This is a genomic window from Nonomuraea fuscirosea, from assembly GCF_035917475.1.
In the GTDB taxonomy this organism is placed as follows: domain Bacteria; phylum Actinomycetota; class Actinomycetes; order Streptosporangiales; family Streptosporangiaceae; genus Nonomuraea; species Nonomuraea fuscirosea.
Genome location: NZ_CP109074.1, coordinates 9,838,833 through 9,852,179, shown reverse-complemented (window position 1 = coordinate 9,852,179; position 13,347 = coordinate 9,838,833). Strand labels below are relative to the sequence as shown.

General features: G+C 71.9%; 15 protein-coding genes. 12 read left to right on the top strand and 3 right to left on the bottom strand.

Going from position 1 to position 13,347, the window contains the following annotated elements; genetic code table 11:
• Position 1 precedes the first annotated feature (1 nt).
• The 3 genes from hemB (at position 2) to hemL (ending at position 3,057) form a co-directional block, all read left to right on the top strand.
• Complete coding sequence (gene hemB, locus OIE67_RS45170; protein WP_326645690.1) at positions 2–985, top strand: porphobilinogen synthase; 984 nt, start codon at positions 2–4, stop codon at positions 983–985.
• Positions 986–1,115: 130 nt separating this feature from the next.
• Positions 1,116–1,745, top strand: coding sequence for a bifunctional DNA primase/polymerase (locus OIE67_RS45165; RefSeq protein ID WP_106246160.1), 630 nt, complete (start codon positions 1,116–1,118; stop codon positions 1,743–1,745).
• A gap of 22 nt (positions 1,746–1,767) precedes the next feature.
• Positions 1,768–3,057, top strand: coding sequence for a glutamate-1-semialdehyde 2,1-aminomutase (hemL, locus tag OIE67_RS45160; protein ID WP_106246161.1), 1,290 nt, complete (start codon positions 1,768–1,770; stop codon positions 3,055–3,057).
• Positions 3,058–3,072: 15 nt separating this feature from the next.
• Here the strand turns inward: hemL and OIE67_RS45155 are convergent, their stop codons facing one another.
• Positions 3,073–3,948: an EamA family transporter gene (locus OIE67_RS45155; RefSeq protein WP_326632128.1), complete on the bottom strand. Its 876-nt coding sequence runs from the start codon at positions 3,946–3,948 to the stop codon at positions 3,073–3,075.
• A 184-nt stretch (positions 3,949–4,132) separates the two neighbouring features.
• On the opposite strand from OIE67_RS45155, the gene OIE67_RS45150 reads away from it, so the two are divergent.
• Complete coding sequence (locus OIE67_RS45150; RefSeq protein WP_326632126.1) at positions 4,133–5,053, top strand: LysR family transcriptional regulator; 921 nt, start codon at positions 4,133–4,135, stop codon at positions 5,051–5,053.
• Positions 5,054–5,093: 40 nt separating this feature from the next.
• Here the strand turns inward: OIE67_RS45150 and OIE67_RS45145 are convergent, their stop codons facing one another.
• Positions 5,094–5,945 (bottom strand): DMT family transporter, encoded by an 852-nt coding sequence (locus tag OIE67_RS45145; protein WP_326632124.1) that lies wholly within the window; start codon positions 5,943–5,945, stop codon positions 5,094–5,096.
• A gap of 91 nt (positions 5,946–6,036) precedes the next feature.
• Between OIE67_RS45145 and OIE67_RS45140 the strand changes: the two genes are divergently transcribed.
• The 6 genes from OIE67_RS45140 (at position 6,037) to OIE67_RS45115 (ending at position 11,281) form a co-directional block, all read left to right on the top strand.
• On the top strand, positions 6,037–6,675 hold the full coding sequence (locus OIE67_RS45140; protein WP_326632122.1) for a histidine phosphatase family protein: 639 nt from the start codon (positions 6,037–6,039) through the stop codon (positions 6,673–6,675).
• Between the two features lie 122 nt (positions 6,676–6,797).
• On the top strand, positions 6,798–7,373 hold the full coding sequence (locus tag OIE67_RS45135) for a TlpA family protein disulfide reductase (RefSeq protein WP_326632120.1): 576 nt from the start codon (positions 6,798–6,800) through the stop codon (positions 7,371–7,373).
• Positions 7,366–8,088, top strand: a complete 723-nt coding sequence (locus OIE67_RS45130; RefSeq protein WP_326632118.1) for a cytochrome c biogenesis CcdA family protein — start codon at positions 7,366–7,368, stop codon at positions 8,086–8,088. Before OIE67_RS45135 ends, OIE67_RS45130 begins: the two co-directional genes overlap by 8 nt.
• Positions 8,088–9,662: a cytochrome c biogenesis protein ResB gene (gene resB, locus OIE67_RS45125; RefSeq protein ID WP_326632116.1), complete on the top strand. Its 1,575-nt coding sequence runs from the start codon at positions 8,088–8,090 to the stop codon at positions 9,660–9,662. Before OIE67_RS45130 ends, resB begins: the two co-directional genes overlap by 1 nt.
• The gene (gene ccsB, locus OIE67_RS45120; protein WP_326632114.1) at positions 9,652–10,710 is read left to right on the top strand and encodes a c-type cytochrome biogenesis protein CcsB; all 1,059 of its coding nucleotides are present in this window, start codon (positions 9,652–9,654) and stop codon (positions 10,708–10,710) included. Before resB ends, ccsB begins: the two co-directional genes overlap by 11 nt.
• 61 nt (positions 10,711–10,771) lie before the next feature.
• Complete coding sequence (locus tag OIE67_RS45115; RefSeq protein ID WP_326632112.1) at positions 10,772–11,281, top strand: DinB family protein; 510 nt, start codon at positions 10,772–10,774, stop codon at positions 11,279–11,281.
• On the opposite strand, the gene OIE67_RS45110 is transcribed toward OIE67_RS45115, so the two are convergent.
• Positions 11,278–11,571 carry a PLDc N-terminal domain-containing protein gene (locus OIE67_RS45110; protein WP_326632110.1) on the bottom strand — a complete coding sequence of 98 codons (294 nt, stop codon included), beginning with the start codon at positions 11,569–11,571 and terminating at the stop codon, positions 11,278–11,280. The genes OIE67_RS45115 and OIE67_RS45110 overlap by 4 nt on opposite strands.
• Positions 11,572–11,728: 157 nt before the next feature.
• Between OIE67_RS45110 and OIE67_RS45105 the strand changes: the two genes are divergently transcribed.
• Together OIE67_RS45105 and OIE67_RS45100 are read left to right on the top strand one after the other, a co-directional pair.
• Positions 11,729–12,898 carry a hypothetical protein gene (locus OIE67_RS45105; RefSeq protein WP_326632108.1) on the top strand — a complete coding sequence of 390 codons (1,170 nt, stop codon included), beginning with the start codon at positions 11,729–11,731 and terminating at the stop codon, positions 12,896–12,898.
• Positions 12,899–12,908: 10 nt separating this feature from the next.
• Positions 12,909–13,151, top strand: a complete 243-nt coding sequence (locus tag OIE67_RS45100) for a hypothetical protein (RefSeq protein ID WP_106246178.1) — start codon at positions 12,909–12,911, stop codon at positions 13,149–13,151.
• Positions 13,152–13,347: the final 196 nt, after the last annotated feature.

Below are 13,347 nucleotides of genomic sequence, written 5' to 3'. Positions count from 1 at the left end.
CGTGAGCGCGCAGTATCCCGTCGCCCGCCCCCGCAGGCTGCGCCGCGGTCCTGCCATGCGCCGCCTGGTTCAGGGCAACCGGCTGCACGCCGCCGACCTGATCCTGCCCATGTTCGTCAAGGAAGGGCTCACCGAGCCGCAGCCCGTGGCCTCCATGCCGGGCGTGTTCCAGCACACCCGCGACTCGCTGCGCAAGGCCGCCCACGAGGCCGCCGAGGCCGGCGTGGGCGGGCTGATCCTGTTCGGCATCCCCGCCGTGAAGGACGCCCGCGGCTCGGCTGCCGACGACCCCGACGGGATCCTGCAGCAGGCGCTGCGCGACGTGAACGCCGAGGTCGGCGACTCCCTCGTGGTGCTGGCCGACACCTGCCTCGACGAGTTCACCGACCACGGCCACTGCGGCATCCTCACCCCGTCGGGCGACGTCGACAACGACGCCACCCTGGAGCGGTACGCCTCGGTCGCGGTCGCCCAGGCCGAGGCCGGGGCGCAGATGGTGGCGCCGAGCGGGATGATGGACGGCCAGGTCGGCGCGATCCGCACGGCGCTCGACGCGGCCGGTCACGCCGGTGTCCCGATCCTGGCCTACTCCGTCAAGTACGCCTCCGCCTTCTACGGGCCGTTCCGCGACGCCGCCGAGTGCGCCCCGCAGTTCGGCGACCGCAGCACCCACCAGCAGGACCCGGCAGGCCCGCTGGACGAGGCGCTGCGCGAGGTGCGGCTCGACCTGGCCGAAGGCGCCGACGCCGTCATGGTCAAGCCCGCCGGGGCCTACCTCGACGTCATCACCCGCGTCCGCGCCGAGGTCGACGTGCCCGTGGCCGCCTACCAGGTGAGCGGCGAGTACGCGATGATCGAGGCCGCCGCGGCCAACGGCTGGATCGACCGGGACCGGATGATCCACGAGTCGCTGGTCGCGATCAAGCGCGCGGGGGCCGATCTGATCCTCACCTACTGGGCCGTGGAAGTGGCACGAGGGCTCTAACCTAGGGGTTTCCCGTCAACTCCTGGGGCCCGTGGGTTAGAGTTGCAGGACAAGTGCTGGTGTGTCCCGCGTGTGCGTACAGCCCGGGATCCGGGACCTCCTCAGGCACTGTGAGGCGACGGGAGACACCATGGTGGGGGTACCACTGGCTCGGCGTACCAAAAAACGCGCGCGGCCGACACGCATCGACGCCGTGCTCGAATACGCCGCCCTGGGCTGGCCCGTGGTGCCCGGCGCCTACGCGCTCCGCACGGGGCCGCGGGCCTGCTCGTGTGACCGGGTCGGCTGTCCCGACCCAGGCGCCCATCCGCTGTCGCCCGCCTGGCATCTGCAGGCCACGACCGACCCGGCCCTGCTCACCCGCTGGTGGCAGGCCGAGCCCGAGGCGGGTGTGATTCTGCCCACGGGGCGCGTGTTCGACGTCTTCGACGTACCGCTCGCCGCCGGCCTGTCGGCCCTCACCAGGATCGACGCCGCCGGCGCCCACCCAGGCCCGGTCGCCGCCAACGGCGACCGGGTCTTGTTCTATGTGGCGACCAGGGGCAATCCAGAGGACGAGGACGAGTGGTGGTCGTGTCACCTCGACTGCGACCCGGCGACCATCGACGACACGCCGGGGCTGCGCTGGCACTGCCGCGACAGCTACGTCGTGGCCCCGCCCTCGACGCTGCCCGGCGGGCAGAACGTCACCTGGCTGCGCGCACCCGACGGGCGGCCGCTGCCCGACCCGCTGCTCCTCCTGGAGTGGCTGGCCGACTGAGCGGCGCGGCTAACCTGGATCGGTGAGCCGTACACAGAACTCCGACGACCTGTTCGCCCGCGCCCGCCAGATCGTCCCCGGCGGCGTCAACTCCCCGGTGCGCGCGTTCGGCGCGGTGGGCGGCACGCCCCGCTTCATGGCCTCGGGGCAGGGCCCCTACATCACCGACGTCGACGGCAACCGCTACGTCGACCTGGTCTGCTCGTGGGGCCCGATGATCCTCGGCCACCGCCATCCCGCCGTCGTCGAGGCCGTCTCCGACGCGGTGGCGGGCGGGTTCTCCTACGGCACCGCCACGCGGGGCGAGGTCGAGCTGGCCGAGGCGATCGTCGAACGGGTCGCGCCGGTGGAGAAGGTGCGGCTGGTCAGCTCCGGCACCGAGGCGACGATGAGCGCCGTACGCCTGGCCAGGGGCTTCACCGGGCGGTCCAAGGTGATCAAGTTCGCCGGCTGCTACCACGGCCACGTCGACGCGCTGCTGGCCTCGGCCGGCTCCGGCGTCGCCACGTTCGGGCTGCCCGACACCCCCGGCGTGACGGGGGCCTCGGCGGCCGACACGATCGTGCTGCCGTACAACGACGTCGAGGCCGTCGAAGCGGCGTTCGCGACGGGGGAGATCGCCTGCGTCATCACGGAGGCGTGCCCGGCCAACATGGGCGTCGTCCCGCCGCGCGACGGGTTCAACGCGCGCCTGCGCGAGCTGTGCACGGCGGGCGGCGCGCTGCTCATCGTGGACGAGGTGCTGACGGGCTTCCGCGTCTCGGCGGCCGGCTGGTACGGCCTCGACCCCGTCGACGCCGACCTGATCACGTTCGGCAAGGTCATGGGCGGCGGACTGCCGGCGGCGGCGTTCGGCGGCCGGGCCGACGTCATGGGGCACCTCGCGCCCGAGGGCCCCGTCTACCAGGCGGGCACGCTGTCGGGCAACCCGCTGGCCTGCGCGGCCGGCCTGGCGACGCTGCGCGCTCTCGACGCCGAGGCGTACGCGCGGGTGGACGACGCGGCGCTCAAGGTCGGGCAGGCTGCCTCGGAGGCGCTGGCGGCCGCCGGGGTGCCGCACCGGCTGCAGCGGGCGGGCAGCCTGTTCTCGATCTTCTTCACGGACGCCGAGGTGACGAACTTCGCCGAGGCCAAGACGCAGAACACCGCGGCGTTCACGGCCTTCTTCCACGCGATGCTCGACCAGGGCGTCTATCTGCCGCCGTCGGCGTACGAGGCGTGGTTCCTGTCGGCCTCCCACGACGACGAGGCGCTCGGCCGCGTCGCCGAGGCCCTGCCCGCCGCCGCCAAGGCGGCCGCCGCCGTCCTCTGATCCGCTCCCGGGGAGTTACGAGGGCGTGGCCGCCGGTTCGGCGGGCGCGGGGCGGCGGGGCCTGGTGCCGGCGTAGAGGACGCCGGAGACGATGAGCGCGGCGGCCAGCAGCTTGACCCAGGACAGTGCCTCACCGGTCACCAGGGCGGCGGAGGACATGCCGAAGACGGGCACGAGCAGCGTGTACGGCGCCACGGTCGAGGCGTCGTAACGCCGCAGCAGCCAGCCCCAGACGCCGAAGCCGCCCAGGGTCGAGACGAAGGCCACGTACACGAGCGACAGCCACCCCTCCGTCGCGGTGCTCAGCACCGGCGCCCCTTCCACCAGCACCGACAGGAGCAGGAGAGGGGGCGCGGAGAGGGCGCTCACCCAGACCATGAAGCGCAGGGAGTCGGGCGGCGCGGCGCGGCGCTGGACGACGTTGCCCAGCCCCCACGCTGCGGCGGCGGCCACGCACAGGGCGAAGGCGCCCAGCGGGCCGGCGACGCCGAAGTCGAACGCGACCAGGGCCAGCCCGCAGAAAGCGACGGCCAGCCCGAGCACGCGGCGGGCGGTGAGCCGCTCCCCGAGCAGCGTCACCGCGAACAACACGGTGAACAGTGCCTGCATCTGCAGGACGAGGGAGGTCAGGCCGGCCGGCATGCCCGCTCGCATTCCCACGAGCAGCAGCCCGAACTGGCCCACTCCCAAGGTGGCCGCCACCCCGGCGACCCAGCGCCACGGGACTCCCGGCCGGCCCACGAAGAGCAGGGCGGGGAACGCGGCCATGGCGAAGCGGAGGCCGGCGTACAGCAGGGGCGGGAAGTGCTGCAGGCCGGCCTGCATGACCACGAAGTTGAAGCCCCAGACGGCCGCGAGACCGACGGCGAGGGCGAGGTGGCGGGGGCTCACTCAGCGAGCGGGCTTCTGGTACCGGATGCGCTGGTCGCGAGCCTGCTCGGCGAGCACCTTGAGGTAGGAGACGGAACCGGTCTGCTGCTTCTTCGTCTTGAGGATTCTCATGCATCTATTTTCATCTGCTACACATTCAACGACAAGCGAGACTTTCTACGCTAAACCGTTTAGGCTGGCTTACATGTTGGACTTGAACCGGTTGAAGGCACTTCACGCAGTCCACGTCTACGGTTCCGTCGGGGCCGCCGCGGACGCCCTCATGGTCACGCCGTCGGCGGTGTCGCAGCAGATCGCCAAGCTGGAGCGCGAGACCGGCGCCAGGCTCATGGAGCGCAACGGGCGCGGCGTGCGCCTGACCGACGCGGCCGGGCTGCTCGCCGAGCACGCCGAACGCATCCTCGCCCTGGTCGAGACGGCCGAGGCCGACTTCGAGGCGCTGCGCGGCGAGGTCGTCGGCCGGCTGAACATCGCCGCCTTCCCCACCGCCTCGCGCGGGCTCATGCCGGGCGCGCTCGTCTCGCTCAGGGGACGCCATCCCGACCTGCAGGTGCAGCTCAGCGAGCGCGACCCCGAGCGGGTGGTGCGCGAGGTGGCCAGGGGCGAGCTGGACCTGGGCGTGATCCAGGACTGGCTCAACCGGCCCATGGCCATCCCCGAGGGCCTGTCCAAGGCCACACTGCTGGACGACATCGCCGACGTGGCCATCCCGGCCACGCACCCGCTGGCCGACCAGCGCGAGATCGAGCTGGCCGCGCTGAGCGGCGAGCAGTGGATCAGCGGCGCCCCCGGCACGGTCTGCCACGACTGGCTGGTCTACACGCTGCGCAGCGCCTCGCTTGAGCCGGAGATCTCGTGCATGGCCGACGAGTACCCGACCCAGCTCGCGCTGGTGGCGGCCGGCCTGGGCTGCGCGATCGTGCCGCGGCTCGGCCGTGACTGCGTGCCCGACGGCGCCCGGCTCGTCCCGCTGCTGCCGCGCCAGTCCCGGCGCATCTACGCGATCTGGCGCCAGGACGCGGCCCGCCGCCCCGCGATCCGCGCCATGGTCGACGCGCTGGTCGAGGCCAGCAAACAACAGGAGAACGCCTGGGCCGTCACCTGACAAGCGGGCGCCCGGCTGAGGGGGCCGGCTCAGGGCGGAGTCAGCTCAGGGCGATGGCCACGACGCCGCCGAGGATGACGGCCGCGGCCATCAACCGCCGCCGTACGTCGCCCTCGGCCAGCAGCCGCCCCCCGAGCAGGACCGCGATCAGCACGCTGACCTCACGGGCCGGCGCCACCACGCTGACCGGCGCCATCGTGAACGCGAACAGGATCAGCAGGTACGACAGGAAGATCAGCACCGCCGCCCCCAGCACCCGGTACCGGTGCTCCCGCCAGACCGGCCGGATCAGGGCCCGCCGGGCGCCGAGCACGAAGGGCGTGAGCGCCAGCGCCCGCCCCACCTCACCGAGGTAGTTCAGCATGATCGGCGCCACCGCGAACGCGCTCACCACCCGCGAGTCCCACACCGTGTACGCGGCGATGAACACCCCCACGACCAGCCCGGGCACCAGTCCCTTGAGCTCCGCGTGCCCGCCGCTCATCAGGAACACCCCGGCCCCGATCAGCACGATCCCGGCGATGTTGGCCGCCGACGGGCGCTCGCCCAGAAACAGCACCGCGACCAGGGAGGCCAGCAGCGGCCCCGTGCCCCGGGCGACCGGGTAGACGAGTGACAGGTCGCCGCGGCCGTACCCGCGCTGGAGCAGCACGAAGTAGCCGAGGTGCAGCGTGGCGCTGCCGCCCGCCACCGCGAGGTCTTTCAGGGTGACGGGAGTGCCCGTGACCAGGAGGAACCCGGCGAACAACGGGCTCCAGACGACGGCCGCCGCGACGGCGACGAGCCAGAGGAAGACCGCCCCGTCGGCCTGGGCGGCCCGTTTGCTCAGCAGATTCCAGGTGGCGTGGGAGACGGCGGCGGTCATGACGAGGACGAGTGCCCATGGGCTCACGCGGGAGGCTCCCTTCCGGCCCGACTTTACCGCGCGCGCCCCGCGAGGCCCTGGCGGCACGGTCCTGCCGAGCGGATAGGCTGGGCCCACCATGGCTGAAACCACCGTCGTCCACCTGCTGCGCCACGGTGAGGTGCACAATCCCGGGGGCGTCCTCTACGGCAGGCTGCCCGGCTACCACCTGTCGGAAACGGGCCGGCTCATGGCCGAGACGGTCGCCAAGGCGGTCGGCGGCCGTGACATCGTCACCCTCTACAGTTCACCGCTGGAGCGCGCGCGGGAGACGGCGGCTCCGCTCGCCGCGAAACTCGGCATCGAGGTCGTCCAGGACGAGCGGCTGATCGAGGCGGGCAACCTGCTGGAGGGGCGGGTGCTGGGCCAGGGCCTGGCCGTGCTGCGCAACCCGCGCAACTACCGCTATTTCTGGAACCCGATGCGTCCGTCCTGGGGCGAGCCCTATCCGGTCATCGTCCGGCGGATGAAGTCGATCATCGACGAGGCGCGGGCGGCGGCACGCGGCCACGAGACGGTGCTGGTCAGCCACCAGCTGCCGATCTGGGCGATCAGGTCGGCCGCGGAGGGCCGCAGGCTGTGGCACGACCCCCGCCGCCGGCAGTGCGCGCTGGCCAGCCTCACGACGCTCACGTTCGACGGCGATCGTCTGGTCAGCATCGGTTACAGCGAGCCGGCCGGAGGCCTGGAGACGGGACCCACCGTCCCCGGGGCCTGATGTCCCGGGCGAAGAGCCCGGCGAGACGGGCCCGCCGTCCCCGGGGCCTGATGTCCGGGGCGGAAGGACGCACCGGTAGAGTTGCAAGCTCTACCGGTTGTAGTACAAGGAGATCTTCCTCCGTGCGCGCCAAGTCCATCTCCCTCCTTCTCCTGGCCCCCCTGGCTCTTCTGGCCGCCGGCTGCGCGGGCGCCCAGGGCGGTCAGCCCGCGGCCGGTGACACCCGCTTCGTCGCGGGCGACGGGAAGATGCAGGTGTTCGAGGCGAGCGAGCGCAAGACCGCGCCCGCGATCGAGGGGCCGACCCTCGACGGCGCCACCGCCTCGCTGGCCGCGCACAAGGGCAAGGTCGTGGTGCTCAACTTCTGGGCGTCCTGGTGCGGCCCGTGCCGGGCCGAGGCGCCGGTGCTCAAGGAGGTCGCGGCCAAGACCAAGGCCGGCGGCGTCGAGTTCCTCGGCGTCGACTTCAAGGACCGCCAGGCCGACGCGAAGGCGTTCGAGCGCACCGAGCAGACCGGCTACCCCCATCTCTTCGACCAGCCGGGCAAGGTCGCGCTGGCCTTCCAGGGCACGGTGCCGCCCGCGGCCATCCCGTCCACGCTGATCATCGACAAGCAGGGCAGGATCGCGGCCAGGGCGCTGGGCGCGGTCAAGTACACCGACCTGATGAACGCGGTGACCAAGGTGCGCGATGAGTGATGTCGTCGCCTCGGGCTCGCTGCTGCTGGCCGTGCCCATCGCGGTGCTGGCGGGCGTGGTGTCGTTCCTGTCGCCGTGCGTGCTGCCGCTGGTCCCCGGCTACCTGTCGTACGTGACCGGCATGAGCGCCGACCCCAGGCGGGGGCGGCTGGTGCTGGGGACGGCGCTGTTCGTGGCCGGGTTCGGGCTGGTGTTCGTGCTCAGCGGGGCGCTGTTCGGCGGGCTCGGGTCCATGATGCTGGGCAACGCGGAGATCATCACGCGCGTGCTCGGCGTGCTGACCATCGGGCTCGGGCTCGCCTTCCTCGGCGTGCTGCCCGGTCTGATGCGCGACGTGCGCATCCACCGCCTGCCCGCCGCGGGACTGGCCGGCGCGCCGCTGCTCGGGGTGGTGTTCGGGCTCGGCTGGACGCCGTGCATCGGGCCGACGCTGGCCGTCGTGCTGACGCTCGGGCTCAACGAGGGCAGCGCCGGACGTGGCGCGCTCCTGGCCGTCGCGTACGCCCTGGGCCTCGGCCTGCCGTTCCTCGGCGCGGCGCTGGCCTACAGCCGGGCCCTGCGCACGTTCCGTGCCATCCGCAAGCACTCGCGCCTGATCACCAGGATCGGCGGCGGCATGATGGTGGCCGTCGGCGTGCTGCTCGTGACCGGGCTCTGGGGAGAGATGATCGCGGCCATGCAGGGCCTGATCGGCGCGTTCGAGCCGGTGATCTGATGAGCGTCGAAGAGCTGGAGCGCAAGCGGGCACCCGAGCGGGCCTCGTTCGGGCCCGTGGCCTGGGCGCGCTGGGTGTGGCGCACGCTCACCTCGATGAAGACGGCCCTCATCCTGCTGTTCCTGCTCGCGCTCGGCTCGGTGCCCGGCTCGCTGGTGCCGCAGCGCGGTGTCGAGCCCGACAAGGTCGCCCGGCTCTACGAGCAGAGCCCGGCGCTGGCCGCCTGGTACGACCGGTTCCAGCTCTTCGAGGTCTTCACCTCGGTCTGGTTCGCCGCCATCTACCTGCTGCTGTTCACCTCGCTGATCGGCTGCGTCATCCCGCGTACCGCGACCTACGTGCGCGAGCTGCGCCGCAAGCCGCCCGCCGCGCCGAAGAACCTGTCCAGGCTGCCTCACACCGCCGCGTTCGAGACCGGCCTGGACGACGGGCCGGCGGTCGAGCAGGCCGCGCGGCGGCTGCGCAGGCTGCGCTTCCGCGTCGTGACGGGCGACGGCTGGGTGTCGGCCGAGAAGGGCTACCTGCGCGAGACCGGCAACCTGTTCTTCCACGTCGCCCTGCTCGGCATCCTGCTCGCCATCGCGGGCGGCTCGCTCTACGGCTACCGGGGCAACGTGCTGGTCGTCGAGGGCGACGGCTTCGCCAACACCGTGGCCGCCTACGACCGGTTCTTCCCGGGCAGCCAGGTCTCGGCGGAGTCGCTGGAGCCGTTCTCCTTCCAGCTCCAGGACTTCAAGGTGGCCTACCAGGTCACCGGCGACAAGCGCGGGCAGGCGCTCGACTACAGCGCCCACCTCAGGGTCAACGACTCGCCGCAGGCGCCGGCCCGCGACTACGACCTCAAGGTCAACGATCCGCTGGAGATCGACGGCACGCAGACGTACCTGATCGGCAACGGCTACGCGCCCGTGTTCAAGGTGACCGACGGCAAGGGGCAGGTGGCCTTCGAGGGGCCCGTGGCCTGCCTGATCGAGGACAAGGCCACGATGACCTCGGGCTGCGTGGTCAAGGTGCCCGACGCGCAGCCGTCGCAGCTGGGGTTCCTGCTGCGGTTCCTGCCGACCAGCGTGCCGCTGACCGACGGCAACCACGCCTCCGCCTTCCCCGGCGAGCTCAACCCGGAGGTGCAGGTGCTCGGCGCCTTCTCCGGCGATCTGGGCGTCCGCTCGGGCAAGCCGCAGTCGGTCTACGAGCTGGCCGAGCCCGAGGTGCTGAAGAAGCTCAAGCCGGTGCTCATGGGCACCGGCATGCCCAAGCCGCTGGCCGTGGGGCAGGCGGTCGATCTGCCCGGCGGGCTGGGCAAGCTCGAGTACACCGGCGTCAAGGAGTGGATCACGCTCCAGATGGCCTACGACCCGGGCCGCATGCCCGCGTTGCTCGCCGCCGGCACGGCCGTCGTCGCCATCGCGCTCTCGCTCATGATCCGCCGCCGCCGGGTGTTCGTCCGGATCGCGGGCGGCCGGGCCGAGGTGGGCGGCCTGACCCGTACGGAAGGGTCCGCGACGGGCTTCGCCGAGGAGTTCGCCGAAATCGTCAAGGTTCTATCAGCAGCAGGAGACAAGGATGTCCGTTGAGCGACTCGCCGAGCTGAGCGACCTTTTCGTCGTCGCAGCCGTCTTGCTCTACGTCGTCGCCATGGTCGGTTTCGCCGTCGATCTCGCCTTCGGCCGGACCCGCCTCGACCGGGCCGCCGACCGGGCCACCGACCGGGCCGCCGATGGGGAGCCGGTCGAGGCCAGGCAGCCGGTCGCGGTCGGAGCCGCCGTGCGGGACGGTGAGTCGTCCGCCACGTCCGAGCCGGCCTCGGTCACGTCAGAAGCCTCCGTGGCGGCGGGAGCCGGGGCCGCTGAGGCGGGTGCGGGGGCCGTCGGGACGACGAACGGGCCGAAGGCGCCGAACGTGCCCGCGCGGGCCGGGACGGTGGCTCTGGCGCTCGCCTGGCTCGGCTGGGCCGCCAACTTCGGCGCCCTCGTCACCCGCGGCCTGGCCGCGGACCGGTGGCCGTGGGGCAACATGTACGAGTTCGTGGTCGCGATCTGCTTCGCCGCCGTGACCGCGTTCCTCGTCACCCAGATCCGCCACAACGTGCGCTTCCTGGGCGCGTTCGTCATGGTCACCGCCGCGCTCGGCCTCGGGCTGGCGGTCAAGGTGTTCTACACGGTCGCGGGGCCGGTGGTGCCGGCGCTGGACTCGTACTGGATCGCCATCCACGTCACCGCGGCCATCATCGCCACCGGCCTGATGACGATGGCCGGGGTGTCCGGCATCCTCTACCTGATGCGCGGCGACGGCGCGTCACGCCTGCCGGCCCGCGCGGACCTGGAGCGGGTGGCGCACCGGGCGATCGTGTTCGCCTTCCCGCTGTGGACGTTCGCCGTCATCGCGGGCGCGCTGTGGGCGGACCGGGCATGGGGCCGCTACTGGGGCTGGGACCCCAAGGAGGTGTGGGCCTTCATCACCTGGGTGGCCTACGCCGCCTACCTGCACGCCAAGGCGACGGCCGGATGGAAGGGCAGGGCCTCCACGATCGTGCAGCTCGTGGCGTTCGGCTGCCTGATGTTCAACCTGATCGGCGTCAACATCTTCATCGACGGCCTGCACAGCTACGCCGACGTCGACTGACGGCGATGACGGCGTGAGCTCCTCGGCCAGGGTCCATACCGTCGGCTGTTAGGTTCCCGGCATGAGAACAGTGCCGTTCACCGGTGGTGAGAAGGAAAGCCTCCAGGCCAGCATGGACCGTCATCGCGACGTGGTGCTGTGGAAGGTCGAGGGCCTGGACGACGAGGCGCTCCGACGCCCCATGACCCCGTCGGGGACGAACCTGCTGGGCCTGGTCAAGCATCTGGCGGCCGTCGAGTACTGGTGGTTCGCCGACACGTTCGGGCAGGAGCACGAGGAGCTTCCGTTCGACGACGATGACGAGAACGCCGATCTGCGCGTCGATGCCGGCGAGAGCACGGCCGAGGTCCTCGCCTTCTACGCCCGCGCCCGCGCGTCATCGGACGAGGTCATCGGGAAGTTCGGCCTCGAGGATCTCGGCAGCAACGAGCGCGGTGAGAAGGTGACGCTGCGCTGGGTGCTCATCCACATGATCGAGGAGACTGCCCGGCACGCCGGTCACATGGACATCGTGCGTGAGCTCATCGACGGCGCGAGCGGCGACCACCGGCGGGCCCGGTCACAGCACTAGCTCACGTCGTCGCCGCGCATGCGGCGGTCGAGGTCGCGCAGGAAGTCGGGGTCGTCATCCGGTCCCTTCGGCATGCCGGGCCCCGGGGGCACGGGCCAGGCCGCGCGCGGGGCGCGCGGACGGCCGCGGACCATCCACACCACGCCGCCGAGCAGAGGGATGACTACGACGATGAGGATCCACAGTGCCTTTGGTACGTTCCTAACCTCGTCTTCGGGCGTGGTGACCACGTCGAAAAGCGAGAAGAGCCAGAAGACCAGCAGCGCCAGGCCAATCAGAACAACTGCCATGCCCGAACTGTAAGCCATCGCACGACCTGATCGTGCTGCCCGATGTCCCATATCTGGTGACTAGCGGAAGATCCGCGTCGTACGGTGGAAACGGATGTGGCGGTGTCCACGGAGGTCCGAGAGGCCGGGTGGGCATCCACGGGCGTTGAGAGGTGCGATGGCCTTTACTGCGGACAGGAGTCCGGGCGACAAAGGTCGGCATCGGCGCGGCCGCTGGTGGCGGCGCGGTTCCTACCTCTTCTCCCGCCGCGCCGAGGCCCCGCCCGACGCCCAGCGCTCCTTCTGGTCGAGGACCCGGGAGCGGCGCCAGGAGGCCAGGGCCGCCGCGCGGCGCGAGGCGGCGGCGGGGCGTCCCGGCGCGAGCCCGCCCGATCGGTCCGGCTGGCCCGGCGGCGAACGCGCCGAGCGGGTGGCCTGGCCCGGCGAGCAGGAGCGGGCGTCCGGTGCCAGCGGGTGGGAAAGGGCGAGGTGGCCCGGCGGCGACGAGCGTGAGCGGATGACGTGGCCGGGTGGCGAGCGTGAACGGATGACGTGGCCGGGCGGCGAGGCCCCCGGGTCGTGGGAAAGGCGTCATGAGATGAGCCGGGACGGATTCACGCTGCGCGAACGCGGCGAGAGGCTGCCCGCCGCCGTCATGATCGACCGCCCCCGCTACACCTGGTACGACTTCGAGCTGGCCGACCAGCCGCTCAGGGCCCAGCCCAACCGCCCCGACGCGCCCTCGCTCGGCGACGGCCTGCGTCACTGCGGCAAGCTGGAGACGATCCTGCACCGCCAGTGGGACGCCAGGCGGAGCCGGCCGCCGGTGGACGTCATCCGCGCCGTGGAGAGCCTGGCCAGGCTGCCGGAGCGGCTGAAGGAGCTGCTCGCGGAGGGCCTGGAGGGCATCTACGTCGGCCCCGGCGGTGTTCCCGACCTCGACGACATGGGTTACTTACGCGGCGCCCCGCTCCCGTCGGGCCGCGCGACCTGGGACATCTGCGCGGGCGCGTACGGCGACCGCAAGATCGTCGTGGGCGACCGCCCCTCACCCACCCCCGACGTGATGATGCACGAGGTGGGCCACGCGATCGACGACATCGACTCGGCCCACGGCGACTGGGTGTCCGACTCGCCGGAGTTCGTAAGGCTCTACGAGACGGCCGTCCCGCTGCTGGCCTCGACGTTCCACCGTCAGGGCGGCGGGCTGGGCCGCAAGGAGTTCTTCGCCGACGCCTTCGCCGCCATCGCCTCCCGCCAGCGCCCGGCCCTCGTCGACATGCTCGGCGGTGACACGCGCATGGCGCTCGACATCATGCTGTTCTTCAACCGGCGCTACGGAATCTAGGTGATCGGCGATGTACGTCATCCGGCTCGCGGACGGGACACTGCGCGTGCCGCAGAGCCTGTCCAGCGAAGACGGGCGTCTGATCGGCAACGCGTACGTGGACGTGCAACCCGGTGACCCCGACTACGAGCAGTGGCTGCCGGAGTCGCTGACCGAGGAGGAGGCGGAGCTGCGCCGCCGTCGCTGGGAAGAGGAGAACGACGAGCTGGAGCGCGAGTTCCTGGCCTTCAAGGCTCAGCAGGAGGATGCCTGAGCCGGCGGCGCGAGGCACGTCCGGGCGGGGGACAGGACGGAGTACCGGTCGCTGTCTGAGCGGGGGACAGGACGGATGACCGGTCGCTGCCTGGGCGGGGAGAATGGGCAGGCGCCAGCCACGGTCGGCGGTTGGCGCCGCCCCGTGCTCGCCGTACGGAAGTGTGGCCGGAAAGCACGCCGAACAGTGGGTCCCG

Excerpts from the sequence above, each read along its gene's own strand:
- OIE67_RS45165 (WP_106246160.1), top strand. The coding sequence starts at position 1,116 with ATGGTGGGGGTACCACTGGCTCGGCGTACCAAAAAACGCGCGCGGCCG.
- OIE67_RS45150 (WP_326632126.1), top strand. The coding sequence starts at position 4,133 with ATGTTGGACTTGAACCGGTTGAAGGCACTTCACGCAGTCCACGTCTAC.
- OIE67_RS45140 (WP_326632122.1), top strand. The coding sequence starts at position 6,037 with ATGGCTGAAACCACCGTCGTCCACCTGCTGCGCCACGGTGAGGTGCAC.
- OIE67_RS45130 (WP_326632118.1), top strand. The coding sequence starts at position 7,366 with ATGAGTGATGTCGTCGCCTCGGGCTCGCTGCTGCTGGCCGTGCCCATC.
- resB (WP_326632116.1), top strand. The coding sequence starts at position 8,088 with ATGAGCGTCGAAGAGCTGGAGCGCAAGCGGGCACCCGAGCGGGCCTCG.
- ccsB (WP_326632114.1), top strand. The coding sequence starts at position 9,652 with ATGTCCGTTGAGCGACTCGCCGAGCTGAGCGACCTTTTCGTCGTCGCA.
- OIE67_RS45115 (WP_326632112.1), top strand. The coding sequence starts at position 10,772 with ATGAGAACAGTGCCGTTCACCGGTGGTGAGAAGGAAAGCCTCCAGGCC.
- OIE67_RS45110 (WP_326632110.1), bottom strand. The coding sequence starts at position 11,571 with ATGGCAGTTGTTCTGATTGGCCTGGCGCTGCTGGTCTTCTGGCTCTTC.
- OIE67_RS45105 (WP_326632108.1), top strand. The coding sequence starts at position 11,729 with ATGGCCTTTACTGCGGACAGGAGTCCGGGCGACAAAGGTCGGCATCGG.
- OIE67_RS45100 (WP_106246178.1), top strand. The coding sequence starts at position 12,909 with ATGTACGTCATCCGGCTCGCGGACGGGACACTGCGCGTGCCGCAGAGC.